Genomic DNA, 17,121 nt, shown 5'->3' with positions numbered 1-17,121 from the left:
AATATTTTTTGTCTAACTTTTTGGGGGCAGTACAATCTTGAATCAGCTTGAATCATAACATTATTTCAACAATTCTTGAACCGGATCAAAAATGATACGTTCAATATCAGCCAAGTAAATAGACAATTGTTGTTGTTTATTGAAAAATTCAGTCAGGGCAGGATTGCCTTGAATCTTATCCCCAAACGACTTCATCTTGTCTTGCACTTCTTGCATTGGCATTTGACCCGATTGCGCCATGCCTTGCAGTTCTTGCTGGAAAGCTAGATAGTCTTTTAAAAGACTCTTTGCTTCACTATCAGCATCTACTGCTTTTTTGCTTTCGACAACAGCTTTGTACTCAGGAAGGTCTCGCAGAGTACGGCTTAATTCATTTGCTAAATCATAAATATTTGACATAGTCTTCCTCCTTAATCTAAAAAGACTTGATAGTGTGTCTTTTCTCTTATTATTTTAGCAGATTTTTCTAAATCTTCGCGATTTTTAAAGGTGATTTGCAAAATTCCGTTAATATCTTCGCGATTTTCTTCGTTAATGTGAATATTGACAATGGATGTTCCCCTTAGAAGTTCCAACACTCCTAAAATAGCATCTTCTTCATCGGGAACATTGATAAAAATGTCATAAAAGCTATCCACACCTGCTCGTTTATGAATTTCCATAGCTTTTCGCACTTGGCGACCATGCTGAAAGAAATTCCAAATCACATCTTCATTTTTATTCTGAATGGCACCTGAAATGGTATCCAAGCGCTTCTTAAAATCCTCTATCCTCTCTAAAACGGCATCTGGATTTGTCAACAAAATCGAAGTCCACATGCTCGGCTCACTTTCTGCAATCCGTGTCATATCACGAAATCCCCCAGCAGCGAAATGCTGTGTCATCTCGTGTTGCTGAGTATAGGCAGCGGCTTGATCCATAAGACTAGAAGCGAGAATATGCGGAAAATGGCTAATTTGACTGGTGACCCGGTCATGCTCTTTAGCATCAATCTCAATAAACCGAGCATGTAGACCAGATAAGAGGTCTTCCATTTCTGCTATCGTGTCGTCTTTCGTCAAATGAGACGGAGTAAAAATATAATAGGCATTTTCAAAGAGGTTTACATCTGCTGCACTAGCACCTGATTTATGGCTACCAGCCATTGGATGAGCACCTATAAAGCGAATGGTTTTCTCCTTTAGAGCTTCTTCAGCAGCAGCTACAATTTCAGCTTTGGTAGAGCCTGCATCCGAGATAATCACATCTTTTTTCAAATCTAGAGTTGCTAATTGCCTGATAAACTCAATGGTTTGCTTGATAGGGACAGCAAGAATAATCACATCTGCCAGAGGAGCAAATTCAGCAAACTGGTCGGTCACTTGATCCACCATGCGTTTTTCAAGGGCAATTTTTCGAGATTCTTCTCCACGATTGTAACCTAAAATAGTATAGTCTGGATGATCACGTCGAATTCCAAGTGCGATTGATGAACCAATCAAACCAAGACCCACAATATAAATAACTTTCTTTTCCATGCTCACTCCTTTACTTTGGCTCAATGATAAATCCTAGAATAATCGACACCAAAATAATAACCATAACAACTGCTGTGAAAATCGTATACATTTTATCTTTTGTTTTGACAAAAATGATAAATGTTGAAATCACTCGAAAAATCGGTGTCAAAATAAGCATAAAAGCACCCAGCAACATAAACGTCACTGCATCAAAAATGGAATGACTCTTTACATAGGCAACTGGATTAAACTGTTCCAAATTTTTTAAAGAAACGACCTGCTGACCACTAAAAAGGTAAAGAAACAAGCCAATAAACATAAAAAGAATGGAGAGAAAAATTCCCGCTCGGAGAATCTTCCCCATGACCAAATCCAGCTCTTCTTTTTCTTTTTGCATTTTATCTGTCATTGCATACCTCGTATAAACATCTGCACACCCAGAGCTAATAAAGCGACTAGAAAAATCCAGCGCAATACTTTTACAGGTACATAAGGCATGATGCGGCTTCCAATGAAAGAACCTGCTAAAACACCCAAGGCGATTGGTGTAACCAATACCGGGTTGATTTGTCCTATAAAAAGGTAAAAGATAGCTGAAGCCGTTCCTGTCACTCCCATCATAAAGTTAGAAGTTGCTGAACTAGCTTTTAAGGGCATTTTCATAACAGTATCCATGGCCAATACTTTGAAAGCACCCGCACCAATTCCTAAAAGCGCCGACATAACACCAGCAAAAAACATGACAACAGAGCCACCAGGAACATTGGTTACTTGGTACTTGATTGTTTGATTGAGACCTTTGTCAAAATATTCACCACCGAGATTTAATTTCTCTGCAATGGTATCATTGTGGCTCACAGTCTGAATTTCCTTTTTAGCACGAATCTTCTGGTACATATTAAATGCCTGAAAAAGCATGAGAGCTCCATAAAGTAAGAAAAGAATCTGTGAATTTGTTATTACTGATAACATCGCGCCTACAAAGGCTCCTAAAGTCGTAAAAATTTCTAAAAACATGGCAATTCGCAGATTGAGCATATCATCTTTTAGATAGGCAATCGCAGAACCTGAACTAGTCGCTAAAACCGCAATAATAGAAGCTCCGACTGCATATTTGATGTCTACTCCAAATAAAAGAGTGAGCACAGGCGTAATAACAATTCCACCTCCAAGTCCTAACAAAGCTCCCAAAATTCCTGCAAAAATTCCAACCAAAGCCATCGTAAAAATATAGGTGAGCATTAAAATCCTTTCACATAATTGCGGTATTGTTGAACAGCTTCTTTTAATTCTTCCAGATTATCCGAAGAGAATTTCTCCAAGACCTCAGTTGCAAGCACTGTTGCAACAACAGCTTCCATAACAACACCAGCAGCTGGCAGAGCTGTCGGATCGCTTCTCTCCACCGTTGCCTTATAAGGCTCATGTGTCTCAATATCAACGCTCATAAGTGGCTTGTAGAGAGTTGGTATTGGCTTCATCACTCCGCGCACTACGATAGGTTCTCCGTTGGTCATACCGCCCTCGAAACCACCTAGATTGTTAGTACGACGAGTAAAGCCGTCCTCTTTAGACCAGATTATTTCATCCATCACCTGACTGCCCTTAAGCCGCCCTGCTTCAAAACCAACTCCAAATTCCACACCTTTAAATGCATTGATAGAAACCACTCCTTGAGCAATTTTAGCATCTAGCTTTCTATCCCATTGAACATAGGAACCAAGCCCAACTGGCACACCACCGACAATGGTTTCAACAATTCCACCAATCGTGTCACCATCTTTCTTTATCTGATCAATATAGGCTTTAATTTCCTCTTCACGTTCTGGATTGACAATCGAAACTTCTGACTGACGAGCACGTTTCTTGATTTCAGAAACGGTCAGATTTTCCGGAACCTCAATGTCAATGCCACCGACAGTTACGATATGACTAGCTACCTCAACTCCGATTTCTTCTAAAAGACGCTTAGCAACAGCTCCCACCGCAACCCGCATGGTCGTTTCACGCGCAGAAGAGCGCTCCAATGAATTGCGCAAGTCGTCAAAACGATATTTCATACCACCGACCAAATCTGCATGACCTGGACGAGGTTTGGTAATCTTGCGCAGCCCTTTTTTCTTGTCCTCCACATCTGCTACATTCATGATGTCCAACCATTTTTGATGATCTAGATTGGTCACATTGAGTGTAATCGGCCCCCCCATGGTTCGCCCATGCCGAACACCAGAAGTAATTTCCACTTTGTCACTCTCTATTTTCATACGAGCTCCACGACCGTATCCGCCTTGACGACGTTTCAATTCTGCATTGATGTAGTCAGCTGTCAAAGGAAGCCCAGCTGGCACTCCTTCAATGATAGCTGTTAAACGCGGTCCATGTGACTCCCCAGCAGTTAAATATCTCATTCCGTTACCTCATCTGTTGTTGCTATTTAGCTTTTACTTTTCTAAATAATCTTTCATTTCTTCTAAAGAAATCTGATGAATAGCTGTCCTACCTAATTCTGGAACAATGACTAATTTGATTGTCTTGCCCCGAGCTTTCTTATCATGAAGTAAGGCATGATAGAGTTCTTCTTGTCGCCAAGGTTGATAATCAACTGGAAGCCCAAATTTGCGACACATCTGCTCAATATCTGTGGTAATTCCTTTAGGCATCAGCCCCTTTTTTTCTGCTACACGCGCTACCTGAACCATTCCAATAGCCACAGCTTCTCCGTGCATGACTTTGCCATAACCAGCAGTCGCCTCCACTGCATGACCAATCGTATGTCCAAAATTTAGATAAAGGCGCACACCATTGTCAAGTTCGTCTTCCACTACTAGCTTTCGTTTGACATTGCAAGAATGATAGATGATACTTTCTGCGTGCTCCAAAATGGATTTTGGACTACCATCCATGTCAAACAGTTCCTGCCACAGCTCCACATCCTCAATCAAACCATACTTGATGACCTCTCCCATGCCTTCAATCAATTCACGTTGTCCTAAAGTTTTTAAAACATCTGGGTCAATCAGAACCCCGTCCGGCTGAGTAAAAGTACCCACCATGTTCTTAGCCCACGGCGTATTGACTCCTGTTTTTCCACCAATCGAAGAATCTACCTGAGCTGTCAAACTCGTCGGTATCTGTACAAAATGAATACCTCGCATATAAGTTGAAGCTGCAAAGCCAGCCAAATCACCGACCACACCGCCACCCAAGGCAACAATACCATCACTGCGAGTCATCCCTACTTTAGCGAGAAATTCATAAACTTTATTGACTGTTGTTAAATTTTTACTAGCTTCACCTTCCAGAAAATCAAATACAAACACTTCAAAACCAGTAACTTCTAAGCTACATTTAACCGTTTCAGCATACAGACTTGCCACATGATTATCTGTGATAACAACGATCTTTTGAGCTGACCATAAACTTGCCAGCCATTCTCCAGCTTTGGCTAAAGTACCTTTTTCAATGACAATATCGTAAGGATGATTGGGAATATTCACATTTAATTTCATAGGCAACCCCTTATTTGTACTTTTTTTCCAATGCCTGCCAAATTTCTTTAGTTGGCATTTTTTTTCCTGTCCACAATTTGAATGCTTCTGCCGCCTGATACAACAACATTCCCAAGCCATTCACTACTTCAACTTCTTGTCCTTTTGCCCATTTTAAAAATGGGGTTTCAAACGGCTGGTAAATCACATCTGCCACAAGAAGTGAATGTGGTAAACGAATACTGCTTGGTATCGGTAAAGCCTTACCGTCCATGCCTAAACTGGTCCCATTGACCAATAAAGCGGAAACATTAATTTTTTCTTGCAATAATTCTTGATTTTCTAATGGTAATACCCAAATCTTCGTTGCAGTTTTCTGCTGAATTTTCTTCATTTTCTGTGAAATGCGTTCAAAAGAGGAATGGCGCGTAAACACAAAAATCTCCTCAGCACCATCTAGAGCTGCCTGCACAATAATCGCTGTCGCAGCTCCACCAGCTCCAAGCATGACCATTTTTTTGCCTTTAATGACAAAAGAAGGCAAGCTCATAAAAAATCCCTTGCCATCTGTGTTATAACCAATCAATTTTCCATATTGATTCACGACAGTATTCACCGCCCCAATCATCTGCGCAGCAGGTGTCACTTCATCTAAAAAAGGAATCACAGCCTGTTTATAAGGCATAGACAAATTGATTCCAAACATATTATAGCGGCGAATATTTTCAACAGTTGCTTTCAAGTCATCCTGTGAGATTTCCCAAGCCACATAAACTCCATTAACACCCGTTTGCTCAAACGCTGCATTATGGATAAAAGGAGAAATACTGTGTTTGATTGGGTTGGCGACAACCGCCGCTAAACGAGTATAGCCGTCAATTTTCATTCAAAATCTCCTGAATTTGCTTCATATTGGCAAGAGAAATTTGACCTAGTGCACTGGATTCATCCAAGCTTGCAAACGACCAGCTTGAGCCTGTCAAATCTGCTGTTATCCGCGAAATCTTTCCAATTTGTCCCATGGAAATCGTTACAAAATCTTGATTTGGATTTAAAGTTTTAAAACCACGCGTATAGTTCATCAAGTCTAGTACATCTTGCTCGCTGCGCGCCATAACAGAAACTTTCACCACTTTTGGTGTCAAACTGGTCAATTCAGATAAAATTTCCATCATGTTTTCAGGCGTTTCTTCAAAATTATGATAGCTCAAAACAAGATTTGGAAAATCCAACATTTCCTCAAATCTATTTTTGTGAGAAAAATATTCAAAATCAATATAATCCGGCTGATAAATCGTTGAAATTTCCTTGATGGTAGAAATATATTCATCATCCGTCAATTCAATATTTCCACCTTCGTCAATTGTTCTCAAAGTGAAAATCAATTCACGCCCAGCAAATTTTTCAAAAATAGCAGGTGCAACGGTCAGAATATCATCTTTTGCTAAAAAATCAGCACGCCATTCAATAATGTCCGCATCATCATAACGCGAGCTATCAATGTTCTGAACTTCCTCTAAATTTTTCGGCATTACTGATACGACTAATTTCATTTGTCCACCTTAATGGTAAATACCTTGAGGTAATTACTTCTTTCATCTTTTTTATTATAAGTAAAATCTGCTGGTAAACCGTATTCTTTCAAATAACGGTGCTTTATTCTTGCAAAACCTTTTTCAATTTCTTTTTTAAACTTACTGCGTGAAATATTCGCAGCATTTGTACTAGCAATGATAATCCCTTGGGGATTTAAAATTTCCAAAGACTGAGCAATCAACTTATGATAATCCTTCGCCACAGAAAAAGTTTGTTTTTTATTTCTTGCAAAACTCGGCGGGTCTAACACAATTACATCATAAGTCAAACCATGTCGTTTTGCATATTTGAAATAGTCAAACACATCCATTACAAAGAATGTATGGTTGCTTAAGTCAAGATTATTCTCTCTAAAATGTGCTTCCGACAATTCACGACTGCGTTTTGCCAAATCAACAGAGGTCGTCTGGCTGGCTCCCCCCATGGCTGCCGCAACCGAAAAAGCTGCCGTGTAGGAAAACATATTTAACAGCGACTTGCCAGCTGCTAGACCGTCTACCAAGCTACCACGAATCTCATGCTGATCGAGGAAAATTCCCGTCATCAATCCATCGTTTAAAAACACTTGATAGCGAACACCATTTTCTAAAATCGTGAAAAATGCTGGTGCTTCTTGCCCATACAAATGAGCGGATTCAACATTCAAACCCTTGAAACGAATTTTCTCATACGCTCCTGTAACTTCTGGAAAGACCTGTTGAAATGCTTGAACAATGGTATCCTTAATTTCGTAAACAAAGAGATTATACCAAGAAAAAACAGCATATTCTTGATACAAATCTATTGTCAACCCACCAAAACCATCTCCTTCTTGATTAAAAAGGCGGTAAGCTGTTGTCTCTTTTGATTGTTGATAAACTTGTCGCTTTGCTTTCGCATGTTGGAATAACTGACAGAAAAACGAGACATCTAAAGTTACTTTCTTCTGTGAGATAAACCAGCCGATACCCTTGTTTTGCTCTGATAAGTATGCGATACCTACAAAATTTCCTTTTGCATTTACCAGTTCTACAACTTGATGATGAAAAGAAAGTGAAGGAAAATCTTGTTTTTCTAAAACAAATCGTCCTTTTTTTATGTTTTCTTCAGTATAAGAAGGAATCGTAAGCTGTTTCATAAACTCTATTATATCAAATGTTATGAATTTTCTCAAAAAAATGTACTACTTATTACAAAATGATTGCAAAAAATGTGTTCATACGTAAAAGTTCTATTTATTCTCAATAGATAAAAATCCTTTCTCTGTTTTTTATCTAGCAAAAGAAAATGCAACATTTTAAATTACCAACTTAAATCAAAAATATGTTATACTTAGTAGTGAAAATTTTAGGAAATAAGACAAGGAAGTATATATTTGTGAAAACTATGACTAGGAAGATACTCAACTTCATGAGTACAAGACTAGGTTTTGTCTTGACCTTACTGACTCTTTATTGGCTTAAAACCATGTGGGCCTATTCTGTTGATTTTAATCTAGATATTCAAGGCGCTTATCAAGTCTTTCTCTCTATCATCAATCCTCTTCCATTAGGATTATTACTGATTGGGCTAGCACTTTATATTAAGAGAACCAAGGTTTTTTACATTCTCGCAGTTACGCTTTACATTTTATTATTTGTTTGGCTCATTTCAAATTCAATCTATTATCGCGAGTTTAGTGATTTTGTCACTGTTAATACCATGCTCGCTTCAAGTAGTGTTTCTGCTGGTCTAGGAGAAGCTGCTCTTGAGTTATTTAGACCTGGAGATTTGATTTACATCATTGATTTTCCAATCTTAGGTTTTCTTTTCTATAAGAAATGGATTCGTTTGGATGATCGGTCGTTCAATAAACGAGCTAGCTTTGCTATTACTGCTCTGTCTAGTATGCTTTTTTCAGCCAACCTCTTTTTGGCAGAAATTGATCGTCCAGAATTATTGACACGCGGCTTCTCCAATTATTATGTTGTCCGCGCCCTAGGGTTGCCAGCCTTTCTTGGCTATAGTGCTAATCAGACTTATGGTGCCAACAAAGAACGCTCTAAAGCAAGTGCTGAAGATTTGAAACCAGTTGAAGAATACGTCAAGTCACACTATGCCGAGCCAAATAAAGAGTATTACGGAATTGCTAAAGGTAGAAATGTCATCTATCTTCATTTAGAAAGTTTCCAACAATTCCTGATTGGCTATAAATTAAAGTCTGATGGCAAAGAATACGAAGTAACACCTTTCCTCAACTCACTATATCATTCCAACTCAACTTTTGCTTTTTCTAATATCTTTAATCAAGTAAAAGCCGGAAAAACATCTGATGCAGAAACCATGCTAGAAACTGGTTTGTTTGGTCTTAATCAGGGTTCCTTTATGGTAAACTATGGCGGAACAAACACGCAACAAGCTGCTCCGTATATTCTCTCAAAAAATGGATATAATTCTAGTGCCGTTTTCCACGGAAATGCTGGTAGCTTCTGGAATCGAAACACCACTTACAAACAATGGGGATATAACTATTTCTTCGATTCTTCTTACTTCTCTAAGCAAGACAAAACAAATTCATTCCAATACGGTCTGAACGATAAGATTATGTTCAAAGATTCTATTAAATATCTTGAACATTTGCAACAACCATTTTATGCAAAATATATCACCGTTTCTAATCACTATCCCTATACAACTAGTTTGATTGGAGACGAGACTGGTTTCCCACTTGCTTCGACCAAAGATGAAACAATCAATGGTTATTTTGCAACGGCCAATTATCTAGATTCTGCCGTTAAATCATTCTTTGACTACTTAAAAGCGTCTGGTCTTTATGAGAATTCAATCATCGTTCTTTATGGTGATCACTACGGTATCTCTAATTCACGGAACCCTTCACTAGCGCCATTACTAGGCAAAAACTCTGAAACTTGGTCTAGCTACGACAATGCCATGCTGCAAAGAGTTCCTTATATGGTTGTTATTCCTGGCATGACAAAAGGAAAAGTCGTTAATACCTATGGCGGACAAGTTGACCTCTTGCCTACTTTAGAACATTTGCTCGGTATTGATTCTAAACAATACTTGCAAGTCGGTCAAGATTTGTTATCATCTAAACATCAACAAACCGTTGCCTTTCGTTCATCAAACTATTTTGTAACTCCTAAGTATACTAGCTACAGTGGACGTACTTACTACACAGAAACAGGAGAAGAAATTACCAATCCAGATGAAACAACTAAGGCAGAATTGGAAAAAATCCGCAATACAACCAATGAGCAGTTGAAAATGAGTGACCTGATTCAAACCGGAGACTTGCTTCGCTTCTATACTGGAAATGATTTAGGAAAAGTGAACCCTAAGGATTATTCTTACACTAATTCACTTAAATCATTATTATCTATTGAAAAGAAAAAAGGTGATGAATCTACAAGTCTTTATAACAAACGAGGTGGTAATTCAACTGTTGATCTGTTTAATTCCCCAAGCTATCGTGCTCTTCACCCTGAACAATTTGAATCAACAAGTAACGATTCTTCCTCATCAACAGAAGAATCCAGTTCTTCTTCTAAATAACCAAAAATCCCATACAAGTAAAATGAACTGTATGGGATTTTATAATGAAAGAAAGCACTCAATCTATCAATGTTTTGATGACTTGATTGACCCGATCAAAGAAAAATTGCTCCTCGTCATAAGTAATGCCTGTTGCTTTTGCCAACAAAATCAATATTTCCATAAAAAATTGAGAAGAAAATCCAGTAGTGGAATGCAATTCTTCTCCATCAAAATGTTTAATCAAATGCGCCAATGGGTTCCGAACGGATTTCTCCAACTTTCGTAGTTCTTTGACCATGATTTTAACTTGCTCTGGTAAATCCAACAGTAAAATCAAGCTAGCCAGACTCGAAGAATGAACTGGACTTTCAGCATGAAAAGTGCTCAAAATGGGGTGTCCTGTATTTTTCATCTTATCAAAATTCCAACGATCGTAACTCGCTTCTCTGGAATTATGAATGTAGGATTCAATATCAGGAATTTCCAGCTTGATCAAACGCATAAAAATCCGATAAATAGCTGGACTAACAGCACGAATAAAATCAATCACCTGTTCGTTTTTGAGCTTTGCTTCTAAGTCATATAGGTAGTTTGCTAATTGTTCATCTTCCTCAGAAGCATGACAAAAAAGTTGAAAATCATTTCTAATTTCCAACTGACATTCCATAGCAGGGCGGATATTCAACTCTCTCCGCTCTGCCATGATATACAAAAGTTCAACTAGCTTTGATTCTGCATCATTCAGTCTTTGAGCTAATTTATAAGCATGAGCATAATCATAGCGAGAAATAGCATACACTATTTCTTCTTTTAGATCTAAATTTCCAAGCATCACTCTGAAATAATCGTTTCTAAGCCGACTTTCATCATATCTGTGAAAGTCGTTTGTCGTTCTTCTGCTGTTGTATCTTCATCTGGATTCACCAAGCTATCTGAAATAGTCATAATACCGAGTGCTTCAACATTATATTGAGCAGCTAAATAATAAAGAGCTGCCGCTTCCATTTCCACAGCCAGAACACCCATTTTACCAAGTTCAATATTTTTTTCACCATAGTTTGAGTAGAAAACATCTGATGATAAAACACTTCCAACATGCGTAGTCATACCAAAATCCTTGGCAAGGTGATAAGCCTTATCTAAAAGACGAAAACTTGCAATTTGCGGAAAGTCATATTGAGGCCAATCATTACGAATGATATTTGAATTTGTCGCTGCTGCTTGCGCTAATACCAATTCACGTACATGAACATCTTTATTCAACGAACCAGCCGTTCCTACACGAATTAAACGTTTCACGCCATAGTTAACAATCAACTCATGAGCATAGATAGAAATAGACGGAATTCCCATTCCAGTTCCCATAACACTAACACGATGCCCCTTATAAGTCCCTGTATAACCAAACATGTTGCGAACTTCATTAAAACATACAGCATCTTCTAAAAAGTTTTCGGCAATAAATTTGGCACGGAGTGGGTCTCCAGGTAGTAAAATTTTATCGGCAATTTCGCCTTGTTTTGCTGCAATATGGATTGACATAAGTAAGATACCAAGCCCGTCAAAAACCCAAACTGAAAAGTACAAGCGCTAAAAAACTTTTCTTAGGAGCTTATTCATCCCAGAAAGGATTACGTGCGGGTTTTATTCCTTTCGTTTCTAGTTGAGTTCAGAAAGAGATGTGATTGTAAGCTCAATCTTCGACTCTTTTTACATTTATGTTTTTTATAGTTCTGCAAGGATTGCTTTTACAAGTCCTTTGAAGTCTTCTTTGATTCGTTCAGTCACTTCCACCACTTCTTCATGGTTTAGATCGCTTTGGAAACCAGCTGCAAAATTTGTGATAGCAGAAATTCCCAATACTTTCAAGCCTGAGTGGGCTGCCACAATTACTTCTGGAACAGTTGACATACCGACAGCGCTAGCTCCTAAGGTTTGGAAAGCGCGGATTTCAGCTGGCGTTTCATAGGTTGGACCGGTAACACCCAGATAAACTCCTTCTTTCAAGTCAACACCTAATTTTTCGGCTACAGCATGCGCTTTTTCACGATAAACTTTTGTATAAGCATCAGACATATCTGGGAAGCGTGGTCCAAATTCGTCCAAATTCGCTCCAATCAAAGGATTTTGCCCCGTCAGATTGATATGGTCTGAAATAGCCATTAACGTCCCTGGACCATATCCAATCCCTCCAGCGGCATTGGTAACAATGACACCTTCACAACCTAGCGCTTTCATTACACGGACAGGGAAAGTAACTACTTCCATTGGATTTCCTTCGTAAAAATGAAAACGTCCTTGCAAAGCCAGTACTTTCCGACCTGCTAAGTCGCCATAAACCAATTTACCAGCATGCCCCACCACTGTTGAGCGACCCCAATTTGGAATGCCTGCATAGTCAATGCTGATAGCATTTTCAATCTCACCAGCTAATTCTCCCAAACCAGAACCGAGAATCAAACCAAATTCTGGTGCGGTAATTCCTTTATCTTTTAAAAACTGTGCTGTTTCGTTAATTTTATCCATTATATTCATATCTTTATCCTTTTATATCTTTTTTAATTTTCACTCGAAAAATGTTGAATGACACAATTACGCTCCACTCTTAAGAGCATATTCTAATCTTTCTTATTCTTTTTGAACATCAGCATTTAGTGCAATACTAATTCGGACTGAATCCATGACAATGACATAAATATAATAACATGTGACATAAAATTCTATTCTCCTTTTGATTTGGTTGATTTTAAAATTTGCACGCCATTTCTTCCAGCAACAATGACCATATCCACCATTTGATTAAAGAGTCCATGTTCTACAACACCAACTACATGATCTAGCTTTTGCCCAAATTCGACTGGATTTTCAATCACGCCTAAGTCAAGATCAATAATGAAATTCTGCATATCCGTGACATAGCGCTGCCCATTTTTTTCACGAAATGACGGTTTATAGCCTGCATGTTCAAAACGATGGAAAAGCTGTTCTGCTCCGTATTGTACGACTTCTACAGGCAATTTGAAAGTACCTAATTTACCAACCATTTTACTTTCATCAACTACCCAAATGTAGGTTTTGGTCGGAGTTGCGACAACTTTTTCCATAAGCAGAGCGCCGCCACCGCCTTTGATGCCATTGAAGTCAGTATCCACCTCATCAGCTCCGTCAACGGTCACGTCTACTTCATCTACTTCATCAATTGATTTCAAAGGAATACCTAAACGCCGAGCTTGTTCACTCGTTGTGCTTGAAGTTGTAACTGCTGTTATTTTCAGTCCTTCTTCCTTGATACGCCGTCCAACTTCTTCCACAAAATAATAGGCAGTCGAACCCGTTCCTAAACCAACTATCATACCGTCTTTTACATATTCTGCAGCTTTGATTCCTGCCATTTTTTTTAGGTTTTCCATTTTTGCTCCTTTATTCAATCTGCTTCTAGTATACCATGATTTGCCAACTTTAGCACCCAAAAAATGAAACCACTTTCTTTTTAAATGATCCCTTTTTTACAAACATTCTAAAATCCGAATATTCTATTTTTCTTGATTATAAAACACCAAAAATTCCAGATTTTCTCCGCTTTAATTTGATATATCAAACGTATAACCGAATGATGATTGAATCTTTCTTAAAATTTATTTTATTGTATTAAAGAGAGATGATGAATTTATTTGAACAAAAACAGCATGTAAAAATCTTGCGACGAACCTTGTTTTGCGTTACAATGAATATAGATTGCATTTGAATACACTATACAAGGAATAAAGGATGTTAACCAAAGAATTTGATACGATTGCTGCCATTTCCACTCCTCTTGGTGAAGGAGCTATCGGCATTGTTAGACTGAGCGGGACGGACAGCTTTGCCATTGCTCAAAAAATCTTTAAAGGAAAAGATTTGAGTACCGTTACCAGTCACACACTAAATTATGGGCATATTATTGACCCAGAAAAAAACGAAATTTTAGATGAAGTTATGGTTGGAGCTATGCGTTCTCCTAAAACCTTCACGCGCGAAGACGTGATTGAGATTAACACTCACGGAGGAATTGCTGTGACCAACGAAATCCTCCAATTAGCTATTCGAGAAGGTGCTAGAATGGCGGAACCTGGTGAATTTACCAAACGCGCTTTTCTCAATGGACGTGTGGATTTGACGCAAGCAGAGGCTATTATGGACATTATTCGAGCAAAAACGGACAAAGCCATGAATATCGCCGTCAAACAACTGGACGGCTCTCTATCTGATCTCATTAACAACACACGTCAGGAAATTCTTAACACACTAGCTCAAGTTGAGGTCAATATTGACTATCCAGAATATGATGACGTTGAGGAAATGACTACCAAACTGTTGCGTGAAAAAACAGCTGAATTTGAAAAACTGCTGACTCAACTTTTAAAAACAGCTCGCCGCGGTAAGATTCTACGCGAAGGAATTTCGACTGCCATTATTGGTCGCCCAAACGTTGGCAAATCTAGTCTCCTTAACAACTTGCTCCGTGAAGATAAGGCTATTGTAACGGACATTGCTGGAACCACTCGCGATGTCATTGAAGAATATGTCAACATCAACGGAGTGCCACTCAAGTTGATTGATACTGCGGGTATTCGTGATACAGATGATATTGTAGAACAAATCGGAGTAGAGCGTTCCAAAAAAGCGCTCCAAGACGCTGACCTTGTGCTTCTTGTGTTAAATGCTAGCGAGCCATTGACAGAACAAGACCGCAAACTTCTAGAAATCAGTCAAGACACCAACCGTATCTTGCTACTCAATAAAACTGACTTAGAAGAAAAGATTGAAGTTGACCAGCTTCCCGATAACTTTATCAAGATTTCTGTTCTTCAAAATCAAAATATTGATAAAATCGAAGAACGAATCAACCAACTTTTCTTTGAAAATGCAGGCATTGTAGAACAAGACGCTACTTATCTCTCTAACGCTCGCCATATTTCTCTGATTGAAAAAGCTGTCGAAAGTCTCCAAGCTGTCAATGAGGGACTGGATTTAGGAATGCCTGTTGACTTAGTGCAAGTAGATCTGACTCGGACCTGGGAAATCCTGGGTGAAATAACAGGTGACGCCGCTCCTGATGAACTCATTAGCCAACTTTTCAGCCAATTTTGTTTGGGAAAATAATAGTAAACAAATTCGAACAAAAACAAGTAAGCTCTATGATTTCTATAGGAATAACCTTAGAAATCATAGAGCTTTTTACTTTTCATCAAAAAGAGAATAAGACAGAACTAAAAATTTTAAATGTTTAGTTCGTAGTTTTAACCTTTCATTACTAAACCGATAAAATGGCAGAAACTTCATTCTCATAGAGCAGACACAATATTATGCTCTGATTGTCATGAACGGAGAACCTTCTGTATTATCAGTTGGATCCAAACTCCGTACTCTAAATAAATAATCTACTGAATAATAGCCATTATTATTAGCATTATACGGATCCATTACGTAAGTCATTCCGTTGTTATAGCCCCTCATGACTAGCTCATGCGTAACAGGATAATTTGCAAATATACTGGTTCCTACTGCACCAAGCACATGGTGTCCCATAGCAAGTGCTTCTCGCACAGCTGCAGTTGACCCTAAAGTCTCTGTTTTTAGGCCCCAATGCCGTGCTGCTAATACAATTCCGTGGCTCGTTGTTCCGTAACTTCTCTTATTAAATTCATTCGTAGAATGATAGAGATAATCTGCCACAGTTGTTGGCAAAACAGTCTGTCCTGTAATACCAGAAATTGCCATAGCAACTGTTGTTGGAACGCAACCCGTTGCAGCAAATGTGTAGCCACCATAAGTTCGTCCTGCCCAACGACCATCACGTTGAGAAAAATATGGTGTCGAATAAGACGTTTTAGAAACTTGTACTGTTGTGCCCGCCACTCCAACCAGCTTACCATTGTTTTGAATGTAATACAAATGAATATTGTATTCGCCGGTTGAGTTCTTATGGTCACTCGCTTTGACAGTTATCTTATAGGTACCGTCAGCTCGTTTCGCAGCAGTGTACCAAATGATGTCATCTTGACCATTTACACTAGACCACGTTGGCAGCTTCACTTCACGAACACCATAAGGACCGGAAACATTAGACACCACCACATCAAACGTTCCTGTTTTAGGATTATTATTTTGAATCGTGATTTTTCCAGTTGGTTTAAGGTTTTCTGCAGAAATTGTCACATCGGTTGATGTACCGCCTACTCCAATCAATGTTCCATTGTTTTGAACATAGTACAAATGAATATAGTACAAACCGGTTGAATTCTTATGATCACTTGCTTTAATGAATGCCTTATAAGTTCCATTGGTCTGTCTAGTGGCAGTGTACCAGATAATATCGTCCTGACCATTGACATTAGACCAGGTCGGTAATTTCACTTCACGAACACCATCTGGATTAGAAACGTTGGAAACAATTACTTCAAAAGTTCCTTTATTGGCATCTTTATTTTGAATCGTTAATGTACCTTTTGGACGTGCAATTGAAACTTCTGTCGTTGTGCCACCAATCCCAACGATTTTACCATTTCCTTGGATATAGTAAAGATGAATATGGTACAAACCTGTGCTTCTTTTATGGTCACTCGCTTTGACAGTTGCTTTGTAAGTCCCATTGGCCTGTCTAGTAGCGGTATACCAGATAATATCATCCTGACCATTGACATTAGACCAGGTCGGTACTTTCACTTCACGAACGCCGTAAGGGCTAGAAACACCTGAGACAATCACATCAAAGGTTCCTGTATTAGGATTATTATTCGCAATTGTAAGATTGCCTTTTGCTCTTGCTAAAGATACATTTACTTGTGTTCCTGCTACTCCAACGATTTTGCCATTGCCTTGGATATAATACAAATGAACATTATATAGACCTGTTGAATATTTGTGATCACTTACCTTGACGGTCGTCTTATAAGTTCCATCAGCTTGTTTTTTAGCGGTATACCAGATAATATCATCTTGACCATCTACATTAGACCAGGTCGGTAATTTCACTTCACGAA

Annotated in this window: 16 protein-coding genes; 2 read left to right on the top strand and 14 right to left on the bottom strand. The window is 38.6% G+C overall.

From position 1 onward, the window contains the following. Nucleotides 1-60: 60 nt before the first annotated feature. From HMPREF2574_RS09315 to HMPREF2574_RS09275, 9 genes are read right to left on the bottom strand one after another with little or no spacing between them, the layout of a single operon-like run. Nucleotides 61-399 (bottom strand): YlbF/YmcA family competence regulator, encoded by a 339-nt coding sequence (locus tag HMPREF2574_RS09315; protein WP_024053066.1) that lies wholly within the window; start codon nt 397-399, stop codon nt 61-63. Nucleotides 400-410: 11 nt separating this feature from the next. After that, on the bottom strand, nt 411-1,517 hold the full coding sequence (locus tag HMPREF2574_RS09310; RefSeq protein WP_024053065.1) for a prephenate dehydrogenase: 1,107 nt from the start codon (nt 1,515-1,517) through the stop codon (nt 411-413). A gap of 10 nt (nt 1,518-1,527) precedes the next feature. Then, a complete protein-coding gene (locus HMPREF2574_RS09305; protein ID WP_024053064.1) occupies nt 1,528-1,908 on the bottom strand; it encodes a DUF1634 domain-containing protein in 381 nt (126 codons plus the stop codon). Beyond that, the gene (locus HMPREF2574_RS09300; protein ID WP_070812499.1) at nt 1,905-2,741 is read right to left on the bottom strand and encodes a sulfite exporter TauE/SafE family protein; all 837 of its coding nucleotides are present in this window, start codon (nt 2,739-2,741) and stop codon (nt 1,905-1,907) included. Before HMPREF2574_RS09300 ends, HMPREF2574_RS09305 begins: the two co-directional genes overlap by 4 nt. Continuing rightward, nucleotides 2,741-3,907, bottom strand: a complete 1,167-nt coding sequence (gene aroC, locus HMPREF2574_RS09295) for a chorismate synthase (protein ID WP_024053063.1) — start codon at nt 3,905-3,907, stop codon at nt 2,741-2,743. The genes HMPREF2574_RS09300 and aroC overlap by 1 nt, the downstream gene beginning before the upstream one ends. A 33-nt stretch (nt 3,908-3,940) precedes the next feature. Beyond that, nucleotides 3,941-5,008 carry a 3-dehydroquinate synthase gene (aroB, locus tag HMPREF2574_RS09290; RefSeq protein ID WP_024053062.1) on the bottom strand — a complete coding sequence of 356 codons (1,068 nt, stop codon included), beginning with the start codon at nt 5,006-5,008 and terminating at the stop codon, nt 3,941-3,943. A 10-nt stretch (nt 5,009-5,018) separates the two neighbouring features. Then, nucleotides 5,019-5,873 carry a shikimate dehydrogenase gene (locus HMPREF2574_RS09285; RefSeq protein ID WP_024053061.1) on the bottom strand — a complete coding sequence of 285 codons (855 nt, stop codon included), beginning with the start codon at nt 5,871-5,873 and terminating at the stop codon, nt 5,019-5,021. After that, a complete protein-coding gene (aroD, locus tag HMPREF2574_RS09280; RefSeq protein WP_024053060.1) occupies nt 5,863-6,540 on the bottom strand; it encodes a type I 3-dehydroquinate dehydratase in 678 nt (225 codons plus the stop codon). Before aroD ends, HMPREF2574_RS09285 begins: the two co-directional genes overlap by 11 nt. Beyond that, nucleotides 6,537-7,700: a class I SAM-dependent rRNA methyltransferase gene (locus HMPREF2574_RS09275; RefSeq protein ID WP_024053059.1), complete on the bottom strand. Its 1,164-nt coding sequence runs from the start codon at nt 7,698-7,700 to the stop codon at nt 6,537-6,539. Before HMPREF2574_RS09275 ends, aroD begins: the two co-directional genes overlap by 4 nt. Nucleotides 7,701-7,948: 248 nt before the next feature. Between HMPREF2574_RS09275 and HMPREF2574_RS09270 the strand changes: the two genes are divergently transcribed. After that, nucleotides 7,949-10,117, top strand: coding sequence for an LTA synthase family protein (locus HMPREF2574_RS09270; RefSeq protein WP_280921333.1), 2,169 nt, complete (start codon nt 7,949-7,951; stop codon nt 10,115-10,117). 58 nt (nt 10,118-10,175) lie between these two features. On the opposite strand, the gene HMPREF2574_RS09265 is transcribed toward HMPREF2574_RS09270, so the two are convergent. From HMPREF2574_RS09265 to rpiA, 4 genes are all read right to left on the bottom strand, one after another. After that, nucleotides 10,176-10,931, bottom strand: coding sequence for a hypothetical protein (locus tag HMPREF2574_RS09265; protein ID WP_070811309.1), 756 nt, complete (start codon nt 10,929-10,931; stop codon nt 10,176-10,178). After that, entirely contained in the window at nt 10,931-11,641 is a 711-nt protein-coding gene (gene deoD, locus HMPREF2574_RS09260; RefSeq protein ID WP_024053056.1) for a purine-nucleoside phosphorylase, read from the bottom strand. The genes HMPREF2574_RS09265 and deoD overlap by 1 nt, the downstream gene beginning before the upstream one ends. 183 nt (nt 11,642-11,824) lie before the next feature. Then, nucleotides 11,825-12,634 carry a purine-nucleoside phosphorylase gene (locus HMPREF2574_RS09255; protein WP_024053055.1) on the bottom strand — a complete coding sequence of 270 codons (810 nt, stop codon included), beginning with the start codon at nt 12,632-12,634 and terminating at the stop codon, nt 11,825-11,827. 185 nt (nt 12,635-12,819) lie between these two features. Beyond that, nucleotides 12,820-13,509 carry a ribose-5-phosphate isomerase RpiA gene (rpiA, locus tag HMPREF2574_RS09250; RefSeq protein ID WP_024053054.1) on the bottom strand — a complete coding sequence of 230 codons (690 nt, stop codon included), beginning with the start codon at nt 13,507-13,509 and terminating at the stop codon, nt 12,820-12,822. Between the two features lie 358 nt (nt 13,510-13,867). On the opposite strand from rpiA, the gene mnmE reads away from it, so the two are divergent. Further along, a complete protein-coding gene (mnmE, locus tag HMPREF2574_RS09245) occupies nt 13,868-15,241 on the top strand; it encodes a tRNA uridine-5-carboxymethylaminomethyl(34) synthesis GTPase MnmE (protein ID WP_070812498.1) in 1,374 nt (457 codons plus the stop codon). 201 nt (nt 15,242-15,442) lie between these two features. Here mnmE and HMPREF2574_RS09240 read toward each other — a convergent pair. Beyond that, a partial coding sequence (locus tag HMPREF2574_RS09240; protein WP_180363995.1) for a GBS Bsp-like repeat-containing protein occupies nt 15,443-17,121 on the bottom strand: 1,679 nt, incomplete at its 5' end.

It is taken from the genome of Streptococcus sp. HMSC034E12 (genome assembly GCF_001835915.1).
GTDB classification, from domain to species: Bacteria; Bacillota; Bacilli; order Lactobacillales; family Streptococcaceae; genus Streptococcus; species Streptococcus vaginalis.
Note: the sequence above shows the minus strand (reverse complement) of the source record. Positions and strands in the feature narration are given on the sequence as shown.

Coding starts and splice junctions, on each gene's coding strand:
- HMPREF2574_RS09315 (WP_024053066.1), bottom strand. CDS start 399: ATGTCAAATATTTATGATTTAGCAAATGAATTAAGCCGTACTCTGCGA.
- HMPREF2574_RS09310 (WP_024053065.1), bottom strand. CDS start 1,517: ATGGAAAAGAAAGTTATTTATATTGTGGGTCTTGGTTTGATTGGTTCA.
- HMPREF2574_RS09305 (WP_024053064.1), bottom strand. CDS start 1,908: ATGACAGATAAAATGCAAAAAGAAAAAGAAGAGCTGGATTTGGTCATG.
- HMPREF2574_RS09300 (WP_070812499.1), bottom strand. CDS start 2,741: ATGCTCACCTATATTTTTACGATGGCTTTGGTTGGAATTTTTGCAGGA.
- aroC (WP_024053063.1), bottom strand. CDS start 3,907: ATGAGATATTTAACTGCTGGGGAGTCACATGGACCGCGTTTAACAGCT.
- aroB (WP_024053062.1), bottom strand. CDS start 5,008: ATGAAATTAAATGTGAATATTCCCAATCATCCTTACGATATTGTCATT.
- HMPREF2574_RS09285 (WP_024053061.1), bottom strand. CDS start 5,873: ATGAAAATTGACGGCTATACTCGTTTAGCGGCGGTTGTCGCCAACCCA.
- aroD (WP_024053060.1), bottom strand. CDS start 6,540: ATGAAATTAGTCGTATCAGTAATGCCGAAAAATTTAGAGGAAGTTCAG.
- HMPREF2574_RS09275 (WP_024053059.1), bottom strand. CDS start 7,700: ATGAAACAGCTTACGATTCCTTCTTATACTGAAGAAAACATAAAAAAA.
- HMPREF2574_RS09270 (WP_280921333.1), top strand. CDS start 7,949: ATGACTAGGAAGATACTCAACTTCATGAGTACAAGACTAGGTTTTGTC.
- HMPREF2574_RS09265 (WP_070811309.1), bottom strand. CDS start 10,931: ATGCTTGGAAATTTAGATCTAAAAGAAGAAATAGTGTATGCTATTTCT.
- deoD (WP_024053056.1), bottom strand. CDS start 11,641: ATGTCAATCCATATTGCAGCAAAACAAGGCGAAATTGCCGATAAAATT.
- HMPREF2574_RS09255 (WP_024053055.1), bottom strand. CDS start 12,634: ATGAATATAATGGATAAAATTAACGAAACAGCACAGTTTTTAAAAGAT.
- rpiA (WP_024053054.1), bottom strand. CDS start 13,509: ATGGAAAACCTAAAAAAAATGGCAGGAATCAAAGCTGCAGAATATGTA.
- mnmE (WP_070812498.1), top strand. CDS start 13,868: ATGTTAACCAAAGAATTTGATACGATTGCTGCCATTTCCACTCCTCTT.